This window comes from Streptomyces sp. NPDC057702 (assembly GCF_042799315.1).
GTDB lineage: Bacteria > Actinomycetota > Actinomycetes > Streptomycetales > Streptomycetaceae > Streptomyces.
This window is the reverse complement of sequence record NZ_JBHVJC010000010.1, coordinates 74,659-88,480: the sequence shown is the minus strand read 5'-3', so window position 1 is coordinate 88,480 and position 13,822 is coordinate 74,659. Positions and strand designations below refer to the sequence as shown.

Here is a 13,822-nt window from a genome sequence, read left to right as displayed (position 1 = left end):
TCCCGTCTCGCAGACGTGCCCGCGGGACGGGTTCAGTCGGTGATGTTGCGCATCAGCCGGTCGACATGGGCGCGGTGCTCGGGGATCAGCGCGCCGCTGGGGAACATCAGGGAGGTGACGTTGGCCCCGATCGACATGCTGATGACCTCCCCCGCGAGCTCCACCACGGCCGGCGCGTCGGCGGGCTCGCCCCGGCCGCGCGCGGCGGCGATCCGCGCGGCGAGCCGGCGGCGCCACTCCTGGAGGTGCTCGCGGTAGAGCGTGGCGAGCTCCTCGTTGGCCACCGAGTGCTCCCACAGGGAGAGCAGTACGCGGGCGGAGTCGATGCGGTACTTGTCCAGCGGCAGCGTCACCTCGATGTCGTGCCGCAGCGCCTCCCGGGGGTCGAGCGCGGGGTCGCCCTCGTCGATCCGCTCGTTCATCTCCGCGAGTACGCTCTGGAAGGTGGCGGCCACGATGCTGTCCTTGCTGGGGAAGTACCGCTTCAGCGCGCCGTTGGCGAAGCCCGCTTCGGCGACGATGCTCCTCATGGTCGCGGCTTCGAAGCCGCCCTGGATGATGAGCTTCTTCGCGACGGCGACGATCTCTCGCCGTCGCTGATCGTGGTCGATAATCTTCGGCATAGTTGTCCCTACGGTACTGGCGATCTGGTCGGCGTACGTAGCCCGAGCCAGCTCCGCCGGCGCTCGGCCTGTCGGGCCGGGTCGGCGACCGGGGAGGCCAGCAGCAGGCGCTGGGTGTAGGGGTGTCCGGGGTTGCGGGTGATCGTCTCGTTCGGCCCGGTCTCGACGCACTCTCCCTGGTACATCACCGAGACGCGGTGGCAGATGCGACGCACCACGCCCAGGTCGTGCGAGACGAACAGGTAGGAGACGCCGGTCTCGCGCTGGATGTCGATGAACAGGTCGATGACCGCCGCCTGGGTGGTCAGGTCGAGCGCGCTGACCGGTTCGTCGCAGACGATCAGGCGTGGGCGGCGTACCAACGCTCTCGCGATGGCGATGCGTTGACGCTGGCCGCCGGAGAACTCGCTGGGGTAGCGGGTCACCGTGTCGGCGGGCAGCCGTACGTGGTCGAGCATGTCGGCCACCGCCGACCGTGCCTCGGTCCGGCTGGCGCCGGCGGCCGTGAGGGGTTCGGCCAGGATCTGACCGACCGTCAGGGTGGGGTCGAGCGAGCCGTAGGGGTCCTGGAAGACGACCTGGAGGTCGGCGGCCAGGCCGCGGCGGGCGGCCCCCTTGGCGTGAGTGATGTCACTGCCGTCGAAGGTGATGCGGCCCGAGGTGACGTCGGTGAGGCCGAGGATGGCCTTGCCGAGGGTGGACTTGCCCGATCCGCTCTCGCCGACCAGCCCCACGCACTCGCCGGGCGCGATGGTCATCGAGACGCCCTTGAGCGCGCGGAAGGTGTCGCGCCCCCGCCGGTAGTCCACGACCAGGTCCGCCACGTCCAGCAGGGGGGTGGCTTCGCGGGTGTCCGTGTTCATGAGTGCACCGTCCGTCCGGCCGTGCTCCAGGCCGCGTCGAGCTCGGCGCGGCTTTCGGTGTCGTCCTGCGAGGCGCGGATGAGTTCCGCGGTGTACGGGTCGGTGGGGTGGGCGAAGATCTGGTCGACCGAGCCGGTCTCGATGACCCGGCCGTCCTTCATGACCGCGACCCGGTCACAGATGTCCGCGACCACGCCGAAGTTGTGGGTGACGATGACCAGGGCCATCCGGAACTCCCGCTGGAGTTCGCGCAGCAGCTCCAGCACCTCGGCCTGCACGGTGACGTCCAGGGCCGTGGTGGGTTCGTCGGCGACCAGCAGGCTGGGGTTGCCCGCGACGGCGCCGGCGATCAGGACGCGCTGGGCCATGCCGCCGGAGATCTGGTGCGGATGGGAGGCCATGACGCGGTCGGGGTCGGTGATGCCCACCCGCAGCAGCATCGCGCGGGCCTTCTCGCGCGCCGCGACCTTGGACAGCTTGTGCACCGCGCGCAGCGGCTCGACGAGCTGGTGACCGACGGTGTAGCAGGGGTCCAGGTTGCTCATGGGCTCCTGGGGGACGTAACCGATCTGGGTGCCGAGCAGCGCGTGGCGCGCGGCGCGGGACAGGTCGCCGACCGGTTGGCCGCCGAGCCAGATGCCGTCCGCGTGTGCCTGGCCGTCCGGCGGGAGCAGGTCCAGGGCGGAGAAGACGGTCTGCGACTTGCCCGAGCCGGACTCGCCGACGATGCCGAGCACCTCGCCGGGGGCCACGTCCAGGCAGACCCCGCGCACGACCTGCTTGTCGCCGTGCGCGGTGCGGTAGCTGACGCGCAGGTTGTCCACGCGCAGCGCGCTGGCCTGCACGGGGTGGACCAGCTCGCCGGTCTTGGCGATGGCCCCCTGGGGCGTGGGCTCGGTGCCGCGCCGACGTCGGGGCGCGGGCTCAGCCCGGACGCTGACCAGGTCGGCGAGGGTGGAGCCCATGAAGGCGAGGGCGGCGATGGTGATGCCCAGGGCCGCCGAGGGCCACAGCAGGATGAGCGGGTGGGTCAGCATCGTGCGGAAGCCGTCGTTCATCATCTGGCCCCAGTTGGCCTCCGACGCGGTGCCGATGCCGAGGAACTGGAGGCCGGTCTGCATGCCCATCGCGACGCCGGCGGTCAGCGCGGACTGGATGATCACCGGCGCGTGGACGGCCCGCAGCACGTGGGCGTGCAGGATCTTGACGTGGGTCAGGCCCGCGACCCGCGCGGCGTCGATGTAGGGCTCCTTGCGGACGGCCTGGGCCTTGGAGCGGGAGATGCGGTAGTAGCCGGGGGCCATGAAGGCACCCACGGTGATCATCAGGACCGTGAAGTTGGCGCCGGTGCCGGCGGCGACGATGAGCAGGACGATCATGCCGGGTACGGACTGCACGCCGTCGCTGATCCAGGAGAAGACCCGGTCGGTCAGGCCGCCGAAGTAGCCGGCCGCCACGCCGGCGGGGACGCCGAGCACGATGCCCGTCAGGCAGGCCACGGCCGCGCCGTACAGCGTGGTGCGCGCGCCGAACAGCAGGCGGCTGAGGATGTCCCGGCCGGCCGAGTCACCGCCCATCCAGTGTCCGGAGTCGGGTGTGGTCTGGGTGAGGGCGAAGTCGACGAAGTTGGGGTCGTGCGGGGCGAGCAGCGGGGCGAACAGCCCCGCGAGGACCACCAGGAGGAAGACCGCCAGTGCGGTGACGCCCACCGGGCGGCGCAGGTAGCGGGCCCAGAGCGGCTGCTTGGCCTGGGCGGGGGTGGGCTCGACGGCGGATGCGGCATCGCTCATTTCTCGCGCACCTTCGGGTTGACCCACCCGAGCACGAGGTCGAGCAGGAAGTTGACGACGACGACGAAGACGACGGTCACGACGGTCAGTCCGAGCAGGACCGGGATGTCGCCGATCTGGGAGGCCGACTGGGTGAGGCTGCCGATGCCCGGCAGGTTGAAGATGATCTCGACGACGATGGCGCCGCCGAGCAACCCCACGAACATCACCGCGAGCACGGTGAGCGCGGCGGGCGAGGCGTTGCGCAGCACGTGCACGGTCACGCGCCGGGCGGAGAGACCACGGGCCCGCAGGGTGCGGACGAAGTCCTGGTTGCCCACTTCCAGGAAGCCGTTGCGCAGCTGTTCGGCGATCATGACGATCGCGCCCAGTGCCAGGGCGATGGCCGGCAGGGTGATGGAGCGCAGCCACTCGGTGCCGGAGTGCGAGAAGGGGACGTAACCGACGGCGGGGAACCACTGGAGCTTGATGGCGAAGGCCATGACGAGCATGAGGCTGACCCAGAAGCCGGGCAGGGCGAACAGGATCACCGAGGCGACCTTGAGGACGCGGGCCAGGACGCCGCCGGGCCGCAGTCCGGTGGCCACCCCCACCACGAGCCCGACGACGGCGGCCAGCACGGTGGCGGCCACCACGATCGAGAGGGTGACCGGGACGCGCAGGCTGATCTGGTCGGAGACGGGTTGGAAGTTGCGCCAGGAGGTCCCGAAGTCACCGCGTACCGCGTGCGAGAGCCAGTCCCAGAACTGTGTCATCAGTGGCCGGTCCAGGCCGAGCTGCTCGCGCAGGGCCGCCCGCTGGGCGGGGGTGGCGCTGTCGCCGAGCAGGCCGGCGGTGGGATCGCCGATGGCCAGGTGTGCCAGGAAGAACGAGGCGGACGTGACGACCACCAGGAGTACGGCTCCTGACAACAGGCGCCGAAGCGTGAATCTGATCATGTGAAGACCCCTCTGGGGGCGGTGGTCACCCGTACCGCGGGCCACCACCGCCGAAACGGGAACTAGCCGCGCTGAAGGAACCGCAGGGTCGGGAACATCATCCCGGTGATCGGGGTGACCGTGATGCCCTTCTTGCTGAAGTAGGTGTTGTCCGCCTGGTACCAGACGTCCTGCCAGGCCTGTTGGGTGACGGCCGCGTTGAGCTTGCGGATCTGGGCGAGTTGCTTGTCGCCGGTGGTGGTGCCGATCTCGCCGAGCAGCTTGTGGAGCTCGGGGAACGCCTCCGTCGAGGGGTTGGGGTTGAACCACTGACGGGAGGCGATCCGGCCGTCGACCGAGGCCGCGGAGTTGGAGTCCAGGGCCACGACGGCGATGAACATCGGGTAGGTCGCGGCGTTCTTCTGGTAGTCGGCTGGCGAGAGGTTCTTCCAGGACACCTTGATCCCGAGCTGGCCGAGAATCTGCTGGACGGCCGGTTGCCAGGCCTGGAAGATCGACGACATCGGCAGGGTCACCCGGAAGCCGTCGGCGTAGCCGGCGTCGGCCATGAGCTGCTTGGCCTTGTCCATGTCGAAGGCGTAGGTGTCGTTGAGCGAGGCGTCGTACGCGGGGTCACCGGCGGGGAAGACCTGGTTGGTCGCCACTCCGGCACCCTGTCCCACCGACTTCAGGATGGCCGCGCCGTCGAAGGCGTGGTTGATGGCCTGCCGCACGCGCACGTCACCCAGTGGCTTGAGCTGCTTGCCCGTACGGTCGGTGTACTGGATACCCACCCAGGTGGCGACCTTGGACGCGATGTTCCAGCCGTTGCGCTTGGCGTGCGGCTTGTCGGCCGCGTTGGCGTACGCGACGTCGAGCTGGCCCGAGAGCATGGCGTTGAAGCTGGCGGTCGGATCGGCGATCGGGTAGACGCTCACGCCGCTGAACGGATAGGTCGTGCGGTCCCAGTGCGCGTTCTTCCTGCTGAAGACGTACTGTGACCCGGGGGTTGACTTGCCCGGCTCGTAGGCGTAGGGGCCGGAGCCGGTGGGTTGGAGGCTGAGCGACTTGGCCTTGATCGCTGCGGGTGAGGCCATCCAACTACGCCCCAGGCCCATGGAGTAGAGGAGTGCGTCGTCTTTTTTCCGCAGGTGGATGGCGATGGTGGTCGGGTCCACCTCGCGGAAGCCGGTGACGTTCGCGTAGGTCTGGCCGGAGCGGACGCCGGCCTTGAGGTGTTGGAGGTTGCGCACCGCCGCGGCGGCGTCGAAGGTCTGTCCGTCGGTGAACTTGACTCCGGAGCGCAGTCGCATGGTGAGCGTGCGGCGATCCGGGGAGTACGTCCAGGACGTGGCGAGCGCGGGGATGGGGCGCGAGTTCTTGTCCAGGGCGACCAGGGGGTCGTAGACGGCTGAGAGGTAGGGGCCGTCGAAGCCGATGTCGGCCTGTGCCGGGTCCCAGGACGTGACGTCGAGGAGGGTCCCGATCTTGATCTTGTCCACGGAGCCGCTGCCGGAGTTGGCACCGGCGTTGGTACAGGCGGCCAGCGCGAGGGCGATGACCGCGACAAGTGTGGCTCTCCAGATCCTCTGCATGGAATCTTCTCTCGAGTAAGAGGGGCGCTGATGCCAGCTCGAGCCGGGAGAGGAATTCGCTGGTCCTCTTCGCCATCGCATTGCTCGGCCCAAAGACGGGGGGCGGGTGCGTGGAAGAGTTCCCTTGCCCGCCATCTCACGTGTCGTGGCCGTTAGTCTACGGACGTCGGCAAAAAAGGCAATGGCCCCGCCACAGCCAAATCGGCGGGGGCGGGGCCACTGTTCGGCCAGGGCCCGAGGGGCCCGAAAACGGGGTTCTCAGACGGCCTCGGCGACGATGACGCGCGGGCTTCCGGGCAGCGCCAGCACCTCGGTCCGACGCCAGCCGGCCGCCGCCAGCCAGGCCACGACCTCGGACTCCGGGTAGACGACCGTACCGTCGATGACCAGGTACTCCCCCGCGTGCAGGGCGTCGATCGGGCGCTGGCGGTCGTCGTCGTCCAGCAGGAAGTCCAGCAGCAACAGCGTCGCCCCGGTCCGCGCGGCGGCTCGTGCGTTGGCCAGGATGGCGCGGTTCTGCTCGGCCGTGAAGCGGTGGATGACGTGGTTGACCATGACCAGATCGTGGTCGCCGCCCGGGTTGGCCTCGTCCGTGGGTGCCGCGTCGATACGGGCCCGCTCGCTCAGGCCCGCGGCGGCCAGCGCCTCGGCGATCGACTCCGAGGAGGCCGGGTCGAAGACGAAGCGCGCCGACAGTTCGGGGTTGGCCTGGAGGGCGCCGATGGCGAAGGCCGGGGACAGCCCGCCGAGGTCGAGCAGGTCGCGGTAGGGACCGAAGTCGAAGGAGCGGGCCAGCATGGCGGCGTGCAGCGCGTTGTAGCGCATGACGCCGGCCATGAACGCCTTCCACCGCTCCTCGTCCATACCCAGGTCGCCGGGCTTGGTGGTGTCGACGGTGGTGTCGAACTGGAGCCAGTGGCCGTAGCTGATCTCGTTCAGGAAGGCCAGGAACGGGTGCAGGTCGAGGTCGCCCTCGCCGGTCAGGTGGGCGGCGGCGTCCGGCGCCAGCCGGTAGCGGCCCTCGGCGCGCTCCAGCAGCCCCAGCCCGTTCATGGCGTCGGCCAGTATGCGCGCCATGCGCTCGCTGACCCCGGTCGCCTCGGCCAGGGCGGCCACGTCCCGCTCCCCCTCGGCCAGGGCGCGGAAGAGGCCGACGCGCGCGGCGGCGAAGAGCTGCTTGGCGCCCATGTAACCGATCGCGATGTCCACGATGCGCTCGGGCGTGGCGGGCGTGGCGGGCGTGCTGGGTGCGGTCATGGTGTCCTCCTGAAGTGTGGTCCTACGACGGTTGTGCGCGTACGCGCGGGCCCGGGGGCGGCCCGCTTCACCAGGTGCCGTCGGCGGCGACGTCCCGATCGAGCCAGAGCTCGGCCACCGCCTCGCGCAGCGCCTCGGGCCCCACCCGGTCGAGCAGGGCCAGGGCGCCGACGTTGTCCTCGAGCTGGGCCTGTCGCGAGACGCCGACCAGGACGTTCGCGACGGCGGGGTTGGCCAGGCAGAAGGCGATACCGAGCTGGGCCGGCGAGGCGTCGAACCCCTCGGCCACCTTCCGCACCTGGTCGTAGGAGGCGGCGATACGCTCCCGGATGCCGCCGACGTCCGCGCCGATCTTGCGTTCGGGGCGGAGGTTGCCGACCAGGATGCCGCCCTCGAAGACGTCGGACGCCTGGAGGACGAGCTCCCCGGAGGCGAACAGGGGCGCGTAGTAGCGGCCCTCGGCCATCGACCTGCGCACCAGTCCGTACTTGAGCTGGGCGAAGGTAGGCGGCGTCAGTCCGCGCTCGCGGGCGATGTCCAGGGCCGCCCGCAGGTCCGCGTACCGCCAGTTGTTCACCCCCCAGGTGGCGAACCGGCCGGCCGCGATCTGCTCGGCGACGTCGGTGACCACGCGCTCGACGTCGAGGTCGCCCAGGTAGTCGCCGAGCACCACCGTCTCGGCCCGCTCGACCCCGACGCGCTCCAGCGAGGTCTCCATCTGCTGGGTGAACCCGGTGGCCGGGTAGTCCCAGAGCCAGAGCTTGCCGCAGAACTGCCAGTCGGAGCGGGCGAGTCCGGCCTCCCGTACGGCGCGGCCGAAGATCAGGTCGGTGCGGGCGTTCTCCGCGTGCGGGCCCATGTTGTAGTGCGCGACGTCGAAGAAGGCGCAGTCGAGCTCGGCGGCTCGGGCGATCAACGCGACCGCGTCATCGAATTCCATCCGGTCCCAGGTGTTCCAGGACCCCAGTGACAGCACCGGTACGTCGGGACCACCGGGCCCCAACCGACGGCGGGGCACGGACTGTGTAGTGCTCAAAGCTCCTCCCGGAAGCCTCGGCTTTTTCGTCTACACTTGTATACTATACCGCCGACGCCGCGACAGGGGTCGTGGCGCGAGGGGAGTCACAATGCAGCGCACACGCACCGTCCTGGTCACCGGCGGAGCCGGCGGGATCGGCCGCGCCGTGGCCACGGCGTTCGCCGCCGAGGGCGACACCGTGGTGATCGCCGACCGGGACGCCCAGCGCGTCCAGGACACGGCCCGGGCCCTCGGTGTCCACGGCCGGACCCTGGACATCACCGACGAGAGCGCGATAGCCGCCGAACTCGACGCGATCCAGGGCGAGTTCGGGCCCGTCGAGGTCCTGGTGAACAACGCCGGCCTGCTCACCGTGCACGGCGCACTGCTGGAGTTGCCCGGCGGCGATCTGGACACCATCCTGCGTACCAACGTGGTGGGCACGTTCCTGGTGACCCAGCACGTGGCGCGCCGCATGGTGGACGCCAAGCTGGCCGGCACGATCGTCAACATCTCCTCGATCGGCGGCCGGCAGCCCACGCCGGGCATGGGCGGCTACGAGAGCAGCAAGGCGGCCGTGGACGCGCTCACCCGCTGGGCCGCCATCGAACTGGCCGCGCACGGCATCCGCGTCAACGCGGTGGCGCCGGGCCCGGTCCTCACCGAGATGCTCGCCGCGGGCATGCCGGAGGGCTCGCCCCAGCGGCTGGCCTGGGAGGACCGCATCCCGCTGCGCAAGTTCGCCTCGGTGGAGGAGGTCGCCGCGACGGCCGTCTTCCTGGCCGGCCCCGCCGCCACCCACATCACCGGCACCAGCCTTCCGGTGGACGGCGGCCAGCTCCTCACCTAGACCCGGGGCGCGAGCGGGGGCTCTGGCCTCGACCGTCGGTCCAGGCCAGAGCCCCCGCTCGCGCGTCCGCACGACACCGCCCGCCGGGTCAGACCGTCTCCGGGACCGCGACGCGCGCGTCGCGCTCGTAGACGATCTCCCCGTCCACCACGGTGAGTTCGACGGCCACCTCCGGCAGTTCGGCGGGGGTCACCGTCAGCGGGTCGGCCTCCAGTACACACAGGTCGGCGACCATGCCCGGGGCCAGCGTCCCCTTCCACGCGGTGGCGTGGTCCTGGTGGGCGGGCTCGACCGTGTAGCAGCGCAGCAGGCGCCCCATCCGCCGGCGCGGGTCGGCCGTGGGGCCCATCCACGCGTCGGCCGCCGCGATCTGTCGGCGCCAGTCCGGCGAGAGCACGGGCGCGTCCGAGGTCAGGCACAGCGGGACGGTCTCGTCCAGGGCCGCCTGCAACGGCCAGGCGGCCTCCGCCGAACCCGGGCCCAGGGCGTCGTCCACCAGCGGGCGGGTGCGCACCGCGATCTCCGGCTGGGTGTCCAGCCCCACCCCGAGCGCGGCCATGCGGTGCAGCTGCGGCCGGGTCACCAGGTCGCCGTGGATGACGTAGTGCCGCAGGTCCACGTCGTTCTCGGCCCGGGCGCGTTCGATCGCGTCCAGTGTGACGTCGATGGAGCGGTCACCGGTGGCGTGCACCCCCACCTGGTGGCCCGCGCGGTGCGCGGCGATGATCATGCGGGCCAGGTTGGCCTCGCGCTCGGCGTCGTCCGCGCCCGCGACCAGCAGGGACGCGCTGGCGCCGTCGGCGTAGCAGTGGTGGGTGTAGGCCGAGCGCATCGGCGGGATGCCGTCGGCGAATATCTTCACCCCGGCGAAGCGGAGCCAGCGCGGGTCGCTGGTCGCGCTGTTGGTGGCGGCCAGGCCGGTCAGGAAGCTGTCCAGGTCGCTCGGCCCGTCCAGCTCGCCGAAGAGCCACAGCACCGTGACCCGGGCCCGCAGCAGCTTCTCGGCGGCCAGTGCGCGGTACTGCTCGGCGACCGAGGTGCCGAAGGCGCCGGTCGCGCCGTGGTCCTCACCGGGACCCAGGCCCGGCTCGGTGTAGCTGGTGATGCCCAGTGACGCGGCCAGCTCTCCGGCGCGCAGGATCGCGCGGCGACGCTGCGCGGCATCCAGCAGCGGGCGCTCCGGCGCGGGCCCGGGGGCGACCTGGTCGCCGAAGAGCGTGTGGGGCCACATCGCGCCGAGCCAGGTGGCGTGCAGATGGGCGTCGTTGATGCCCGGCAGGACGGCCCGTCCGGCGAGGTCGACGACCTTGGTCGAGGCGCCGGCCAGCGCCGTGACCTCGCGGTCGTCACCGATGCGGGCGACGGTACCGCCGCGCAGCGCGATCGCGGTCGCCCCCTGGCAGCCCGGGGACAGGGAGTGGATCACACCGCCTCGCAGGATCAGGTCGGCCGATGCATTGCGGGCGTCGCCGTCGGCTGTGCGCACGGGTGCTCCTCGTTGCTCTCAGGGTCTCGACATTTGAGTCAACGTCCGTAGACTAACGCATCGTCGAGCCCCGTTACCGCTCGATCCGAAGGAGCTTCGATGGACCTCCCCTCCTCGACCCGCGCCGCCGTCCTGAGCGCACACGGCGCCGCGCTAGACCTCACCGACCTGCCGCTGCCGGCGACGATCGAGCCCGGCGCCGCCCTGGTCCGCATCACCCGCACCACGCTGTGTGGCACCGACATCGAGATCTGGTCGGGCAAGATGACCTTTCCCGGCATGCTGCCGATGGTGCTCGGCCACGAGATGGTCGGCGAGATCGTCGCCGTCGGCGAGGGCACCCGGGACGCGCTGGGCCGCGAGCTGTCCGCCGGTGATCGCATCGGCTGGTCCGAGTCGACGTGCGGCGCCTGCCACGGCTGCGCGGTACTGCGCGAACCGGTCGCCTGCTCCGACCGTGGCTACGGTTTCCGGCAGCGCGCGGACGTGCACCCGTACGCCACGGCGGGCCTGAGCGAGTACGCGTACGTCGTCCCGAACGCCGCCAAGCTCCTGCTGCCCGACGAGATCCCCGACACCTGGGCCGCGATGGCCGGCTGCGCGGCCAAGACCGTGCTGCGGGCCTTCGACCGGGTCGGCGGCGTACGCCCCAACTCCCGTGTGGTCGTGCAGGGTTCGGGAGCGCTCGGCCTCTTCGCCACCGCGGTCGCCCACCTGGCCGGCGCGGGCACGGTGATCACCGTGGGCGCGCCCCGGGTCCGGCTGGACCTGGCCCAGGCGTTCGGCGCGCACGCCACGGTGGACATCGCCGAGGGCTCGCAGGCCACCGTCGCCCGGGTGTTGGAGCTCACCGGCGGCCACGGCGCCGACCTGGTACTCGACTTCGCCGGCGCGCCCTCCGTGGGACGCGAGGCCGTCGAGATGGCCGCCCAGCGCGGCCGTATCGCCGTCGTGGGCAGCACCGGGCCGGTCTCCGAACCGCTGGCGCTGGGCGCCCTGATGGGCAAGGAGCTGACCGTCGTCGGCTCCCTGAACGGCGACATCGCCGACTACCACGAGGCGATCAGGTTCTTCACCTCCTTCCCGGACCGCATGCCCTGGGACCGGCTGTTCGGCACGCCCGTCGGGCTCTCGGAAGCCTCCGCGCGCATCGCCGCGATGAGCCGACACGAGGAGATCAAGGCCGTCATCGACCCCCGCATCGCCTGAGCCGCCCGTATCGCCCGAGCCGCCCGCCCCGCCCCGCCCCGGCCGCGTCCGGGGCCCGGGGCCGTGCGCGGACCAGGGTCTCCCACAGACAAGGAACGACACGTGACTTCCACCCCGCTCCCCCGGCGCCGCGTCGGCACCAGCGAACTCCAGACCTCGGTGCTCTCCCTCGGCTCGTGGCACACCTTCGACCGGATGGACTTCGCCGACGCCGTGGCCATGGTCCGCTACGCGCTCGACCGGGGCATCAATCTCTTCGACGTGGGCGTCTACGGCCTGCCCGGCAAGCCGCCCGTCTTCACCGACGTGCTGTGGGGCGCGATCATGCGCGCGACGGGCGTGGCCCGGGAGAGCTATCTGGCCTCGGTGAAGCTGTGGATCGAGGGCTTCGACGCGCGGGGCTTCCGCCCGCAACTGGACAACGCGTTCCTGCGCACCGGGCTCGACCACGCGGACCTGGTCATCCTCGGCGACCTGCGGCGCGACGACGTACGCCTGGAAGACCTGGTCGGCGACCTGGCCGCCCTCACCGAGGCCGGGCTGATCCGGGCCTGGGGCGTCAACAACTGGTCGGCCGCCAACATCCACGCCCTGCGCCGCATCGCCGCCGAGCGGGGGGTGCCCGGCCCGCAGATCGCGCAGCTCAAGTACAGCCTGGCGCGGCGCTCGATCCCCGACGGGGAGCCGTTCGCCGAGCTGTTCGCCAGCGGGCTGAGCATGCAGTCCTCCGACGTGCTGGAAGGCGGCATCCTGGCCGGCCGGATCGCGCCCACCCGGGAGATCGGCCGCGACCCGGGGTCGGTACGGGAGGCCATCGTGGCCACCGTGCCCGGGATCACCGAACTCGCCGAGAAGCTGGCCACCACGCCCGCCCAGCTCGCGATCGCCTTCACACTCAGTCACCCGGCCAACGTCACGACGCTGGTCGGCGCCAGCCGGCTGGCACAGGTCCAGCAGAACATCGAGGCCCTGGACCTGCTGGAGCGAGTGGGCGCCGCCGAACTGCGCTCCCTGGTCGAGCCGTTCTGGGTGGACCGGGGCATCGTCGACCCGGAGGGCCCGTGACCGTGACGACCACACCCCACGCCCCGGGCCGGCCGACACCCGCCGGGCCGGGCCCAGGCGCCACGCCCGCCCGAACCCGCCCGCACGGCGCGGCGCGCACCGCGTGCCCGCGCCCGGCCGGCCGGTGGTGAGCGCCGTGCCGCGCCCCGTGCCCTACGACCCGCGACTCGAACCCGAACTCGCCGCCTGCCGCGAGCTCATCGAGGGCATCCCGCTGCGGGCCGAGACGATCCTGGCCAACCGCGCCCACTTCGCCACCATCGTGCCGCCCCTCGAAGAGGCGATCGGCGACCATCCGGTGGACTTCGAACACGTCAGCGTCCCCGGCCTGGCCGGCGCGCCGCCAGTGGAGCTGACCGTGCTGCGGCCTCGCGACGCCCCGCCCGGCGGCGCGTCCGGGCGGCGCGGCCGGCCCGGGATCTACGCCATCCACGGCGGCGGCATGATCCTGGGCAACCGGTTCTTCGGCATCGCCGGCCTGGCCGAGGAGGTGGCGCGGTTCGGCGTCGTCGCCGCCAGCGTCGAGTACCGGTTGGCGCCCGAACACCCGGCGCCGGCCGGCGTCGAGGACTGCTACGCGGGGCTGGTCTGGTTCGCCGAGAACGCCGCCCGGCTGGGCGTCGACCCGGACCGCGTCGTGGTCAGCGGCGCGAGCGCGGGCGGCGGTCTCAGCGCCGCCGTCGCCTTGCTGGCCCGCGACCGGGGCGGGCCCGCGCTGGCCGGGCAGATCCTGGACTGCCCGATGCTGGACGACCGCAACGAGTCGGTCTCCAGTCACCAGTACGACGGCATCGGCCTGTGGGACCGCAACAACAACGACACCGCCTGGAACGCGGTGCTCGGTGCCGCGCGCGGCACCGACGCCGTCTCGCCCTACGTGGCGCCCGCCCGCGCCACCGACCTGTCCGGGCTGCCGCCCGCGTGCGTCACGGTCGGCGCGGCCGAGGTCTTCCGGGACGAGGCCATCGCGTACGCCAGTGGCATCTGGGCCAGCGGCGGCCAGGCCGAACTGCACGTGTGGTCCGGCGCCTACCACGGCTTCACGGGCTTCTCGCCCCAGGCCGAGGTCTCCCGGGCCGCCGTGGCCGCCCGGGAGTCGTGGCTGCGGCGGGTGCTCGACATCGACGGCCAGGGCCCGTGACGACGGTG

The 13,822-nt window shown here is 71.7% G+C and carries 12 protein-coding genes; 4 read left to right on the top strand and 8 right to left on the bottom strand.

The genetic code is table 11. From position 1 onward, the window contains the following. Nucleotides 1–32: 32 nt before the first annotated feature. The 7 genes from ACFVFR_RS09590 to ACFVFR_RS09560 all read right to left on the bottom strand — a co-directional run bounded on the left by ACFVFR_RS09590 (nt 33) and on the right by ACFVFR_RS09560 (nt 8,081). The gene (locus ACFVFR_RS09590; protein WP_383699225.1) at nt 33–623 is read right to left on the bottom strand and encodes a TetR/AcrR family transcriptional regulator; all 591 of its coding nucleotides are present in this window, start codon (nt 621–623) and stop codon (nt 33–35) included. An 8-nt stretch (nt 624–631) separates the two neighbouring features. Beyond that, complete coding sequence (locus tag ACFVFR_RS09585; protein ID WP_383699223.1) at nt 632–1,486, bottom strand: ATP-binding cassette domain-containing protein; 855 nt, start codon at nt 1,484–1,486, stop codon at nt 632–634. Next, entirely contained in the window at nt 1,483–3,276 is a 1,794-nt protein-coding gene (locus ACFVFR_RS09580; protein WP_383699221.1) for a dipeptide/oligopeptide/nickel ABC transporter permease/ATP-binding protein, read from the bottom strand. The genes ACFVFR_RS09585 and ACFVFR_RS09580 overlap by 4 nt, the downstream gene beginning before the upstream one ends. Continuing rightward, entirely contained in the window at nt 3,273–4,214 is a 942-nt protein-coding gene (locus ACFVFR_RS09575; RefSeq protein WP_383699219.1) for an ABC transporter permease, read from the bottom strand. The genes ACFVFR_RS09580 and ACFVFR_RS09575 overlap by 4 nt, the downstream gene beginning before the upstream one ends. A 62-nt stretch (nt 4,215–4,276) precedes the next feature. Next, nucleotides 4,277–5,788 (bottom strand): ABC transporter substrate-binding protein, encoded by a 1,512-nt coding sequence (locus ACFVFR_RS09570; RefSeq protein WP_383699217.1) that lies wholly within the window; start codon nt 5,786–5,788, stop codon nt 4,277–4,279. 258 nt (nt 5,789–6,046) lie between these two features. After that, complete coding sequence (locus ACFVFR_RS09565; protein ID WP_383699215.1) at nt 6,047–7,045, bottom strand: methyltransferase; 999 nt, start codon at nt 7,043–7,045, stop codon at nt 6,047–6,049. 67 nt (nt 7,046–7,112) lie between these two features. Then, nucleotides 7,113–8,081: an aldo/keto reductase gene (locus ACFVFR_RS09560; RefSeq protein WP_383699213.1), complete on the bottom strand. Its 969-nt coding sequence runs from the start codon at nt 8,079–8,081 to the stop codon at nt 7,113–7,115. A 91-nt stretch (nt 8,082–8,172) separates the two neighbouring features. Between ACFVFR_RS09560 and ACFVFR_RS09555 the strand changes: the two genes are divergently transcribed. Continuing rightward, a complete protein-coding gene (locus ACFVFR_RS09555; protein ID WP_383699211.1) occupies nt 8,173–8,913 on the top strand; it encodes an SDR family NAD(P)-dependent oxidoreductase in 741 nt (246 codons plus the stop codon). Between the two features lie 88 nt (nt 8,914–9,001). Here the strand turns inward: ACFVFR_RS09555 and ACFVFR_RS09550 are convergent, their stop codons facing one another. After that, nucleotides 9,002–10,399, bottom strand: coding sequence for an amidohydrolase (locus ACFVFR_RS09550; RefSeq protein ID WP_383699209.1), 1,398 nt, complete (start codon nt 10,397–10,399; stop codon nt 9,002–9,004). 99 nt (nt 10,400–10,498) lie between these two features. On the opposite strand from ACFVFR_RS09550, the gene ACFVFR_RS09545 reads away from it, so the two are divergent. From ACFVFR_RS09545 to ACFVFR_RS09535, 3 genes are all read left to right on the top strand, one after another. Next, the gene (locus ACFVFR_RS09545; protein WP_383699206.1) at nt 10,499–11,608 is read left to right on the top strand and encodes a zinc-binding dehydrogenase; all 1,110 of its coding nucleotides are present in this window, start codon (nt 10,499–10,501) and stop codon (nt 11,606–11,608) included. A 102-nt stretch (nt 11,609–11,710) separates the two neighbouring features. Further along, the gene (locus ACFVFR_RS09540; RefSeq protein ID WP_383699204.1) at nt 11,711–12,673 is read left to right on the top strand and encodes an aldo/keto reductase; all 963 of its coding nucleotides are present in this window, start codon (nt 11,711–11,713) and stop codon (nt 12,671–12,673) included. A 136-nt stretch (nt 12,674–12,809) separates the two neighbouring features. Next, nucleotides 12,810–13,814 (top strand): alpha/beta hydrolase, encoded by a 1,005-nt coding sequence (locus ACFVFR_RS09535; RefSeq protein WP_383699202.1) that lies wholly within the window; start codon nt 12,810–12,812, stop codon nt 13,812–13,814. The last annotated feature ends 8 nt before the right edge of the window (nt 13,815–13,822 follow it).

What these genes read in the sequence shown, in the direction of transcription:
- ACFVFR_RS09585 (WP_383699223.1), bottom strand. Translation starts at nt 1,486, where the DNA reads ATGAACACGGACACCCGCGAAGCCACCCCCCTGCTGGACGTGGCGGAC.
- ACFVFR_RS09555 (WP_383699211.1), top strand. Translation starts at nt 8,173, where the DNA reads ATGCAGCGCACACGCACCGTCCTGGTCACCGGCGGAGCCGGCGGGATC.
- ACFVFR_RS09565 (WP_383699215.1), bottom strand. Translation starts at nt 7,045, where the DNA reads ATGACCGCACCCAGCACGCCCGCCACGCCCGCCACGCCCGAGCGCATC.
- ACFVFR_RS09575 (WP_383699219.1), bottom strand. Translation starts at nt 4,214, where the DNA reads ATGATCAGATTCACGCTTCGGCGCCTGTTGTCAGGAGCCGTACTCCTG.
- ACFVFR_RS09545 (WP_383699206.1), top strand. Translation starts at nt 10,499, where the DNA reads ATGGACCTCCCCTCCTCGACCCGCGCCGCCGTCCTGAGCGCACACGGC.
- ACFVFR_RS09580 (WP_383699221.1), bottom strand. Translation starts at nt 3,276, where the DNA reads ATGAGCGATGCCGCATCCGCCGTCGAGCCCACCCCCGCCCAGGCCAAG.
- ACFVFR_RS09570 (WP_383699217.1), bottom strand. Translation starts at nt 5,788, where the DNA reads ATGCAGAGGATCTGGAGAGCCACACTTGTCGCGGTCATCGCCCTCGCG.
- ACFVFR_RS09590 (WP_383699225.1), bottom strand. Translation starts at nt 623, where the DNA reads ATGCCGAAGATTATCGACCACGATCAGCGACGGCGAGAGATCGTCGCC.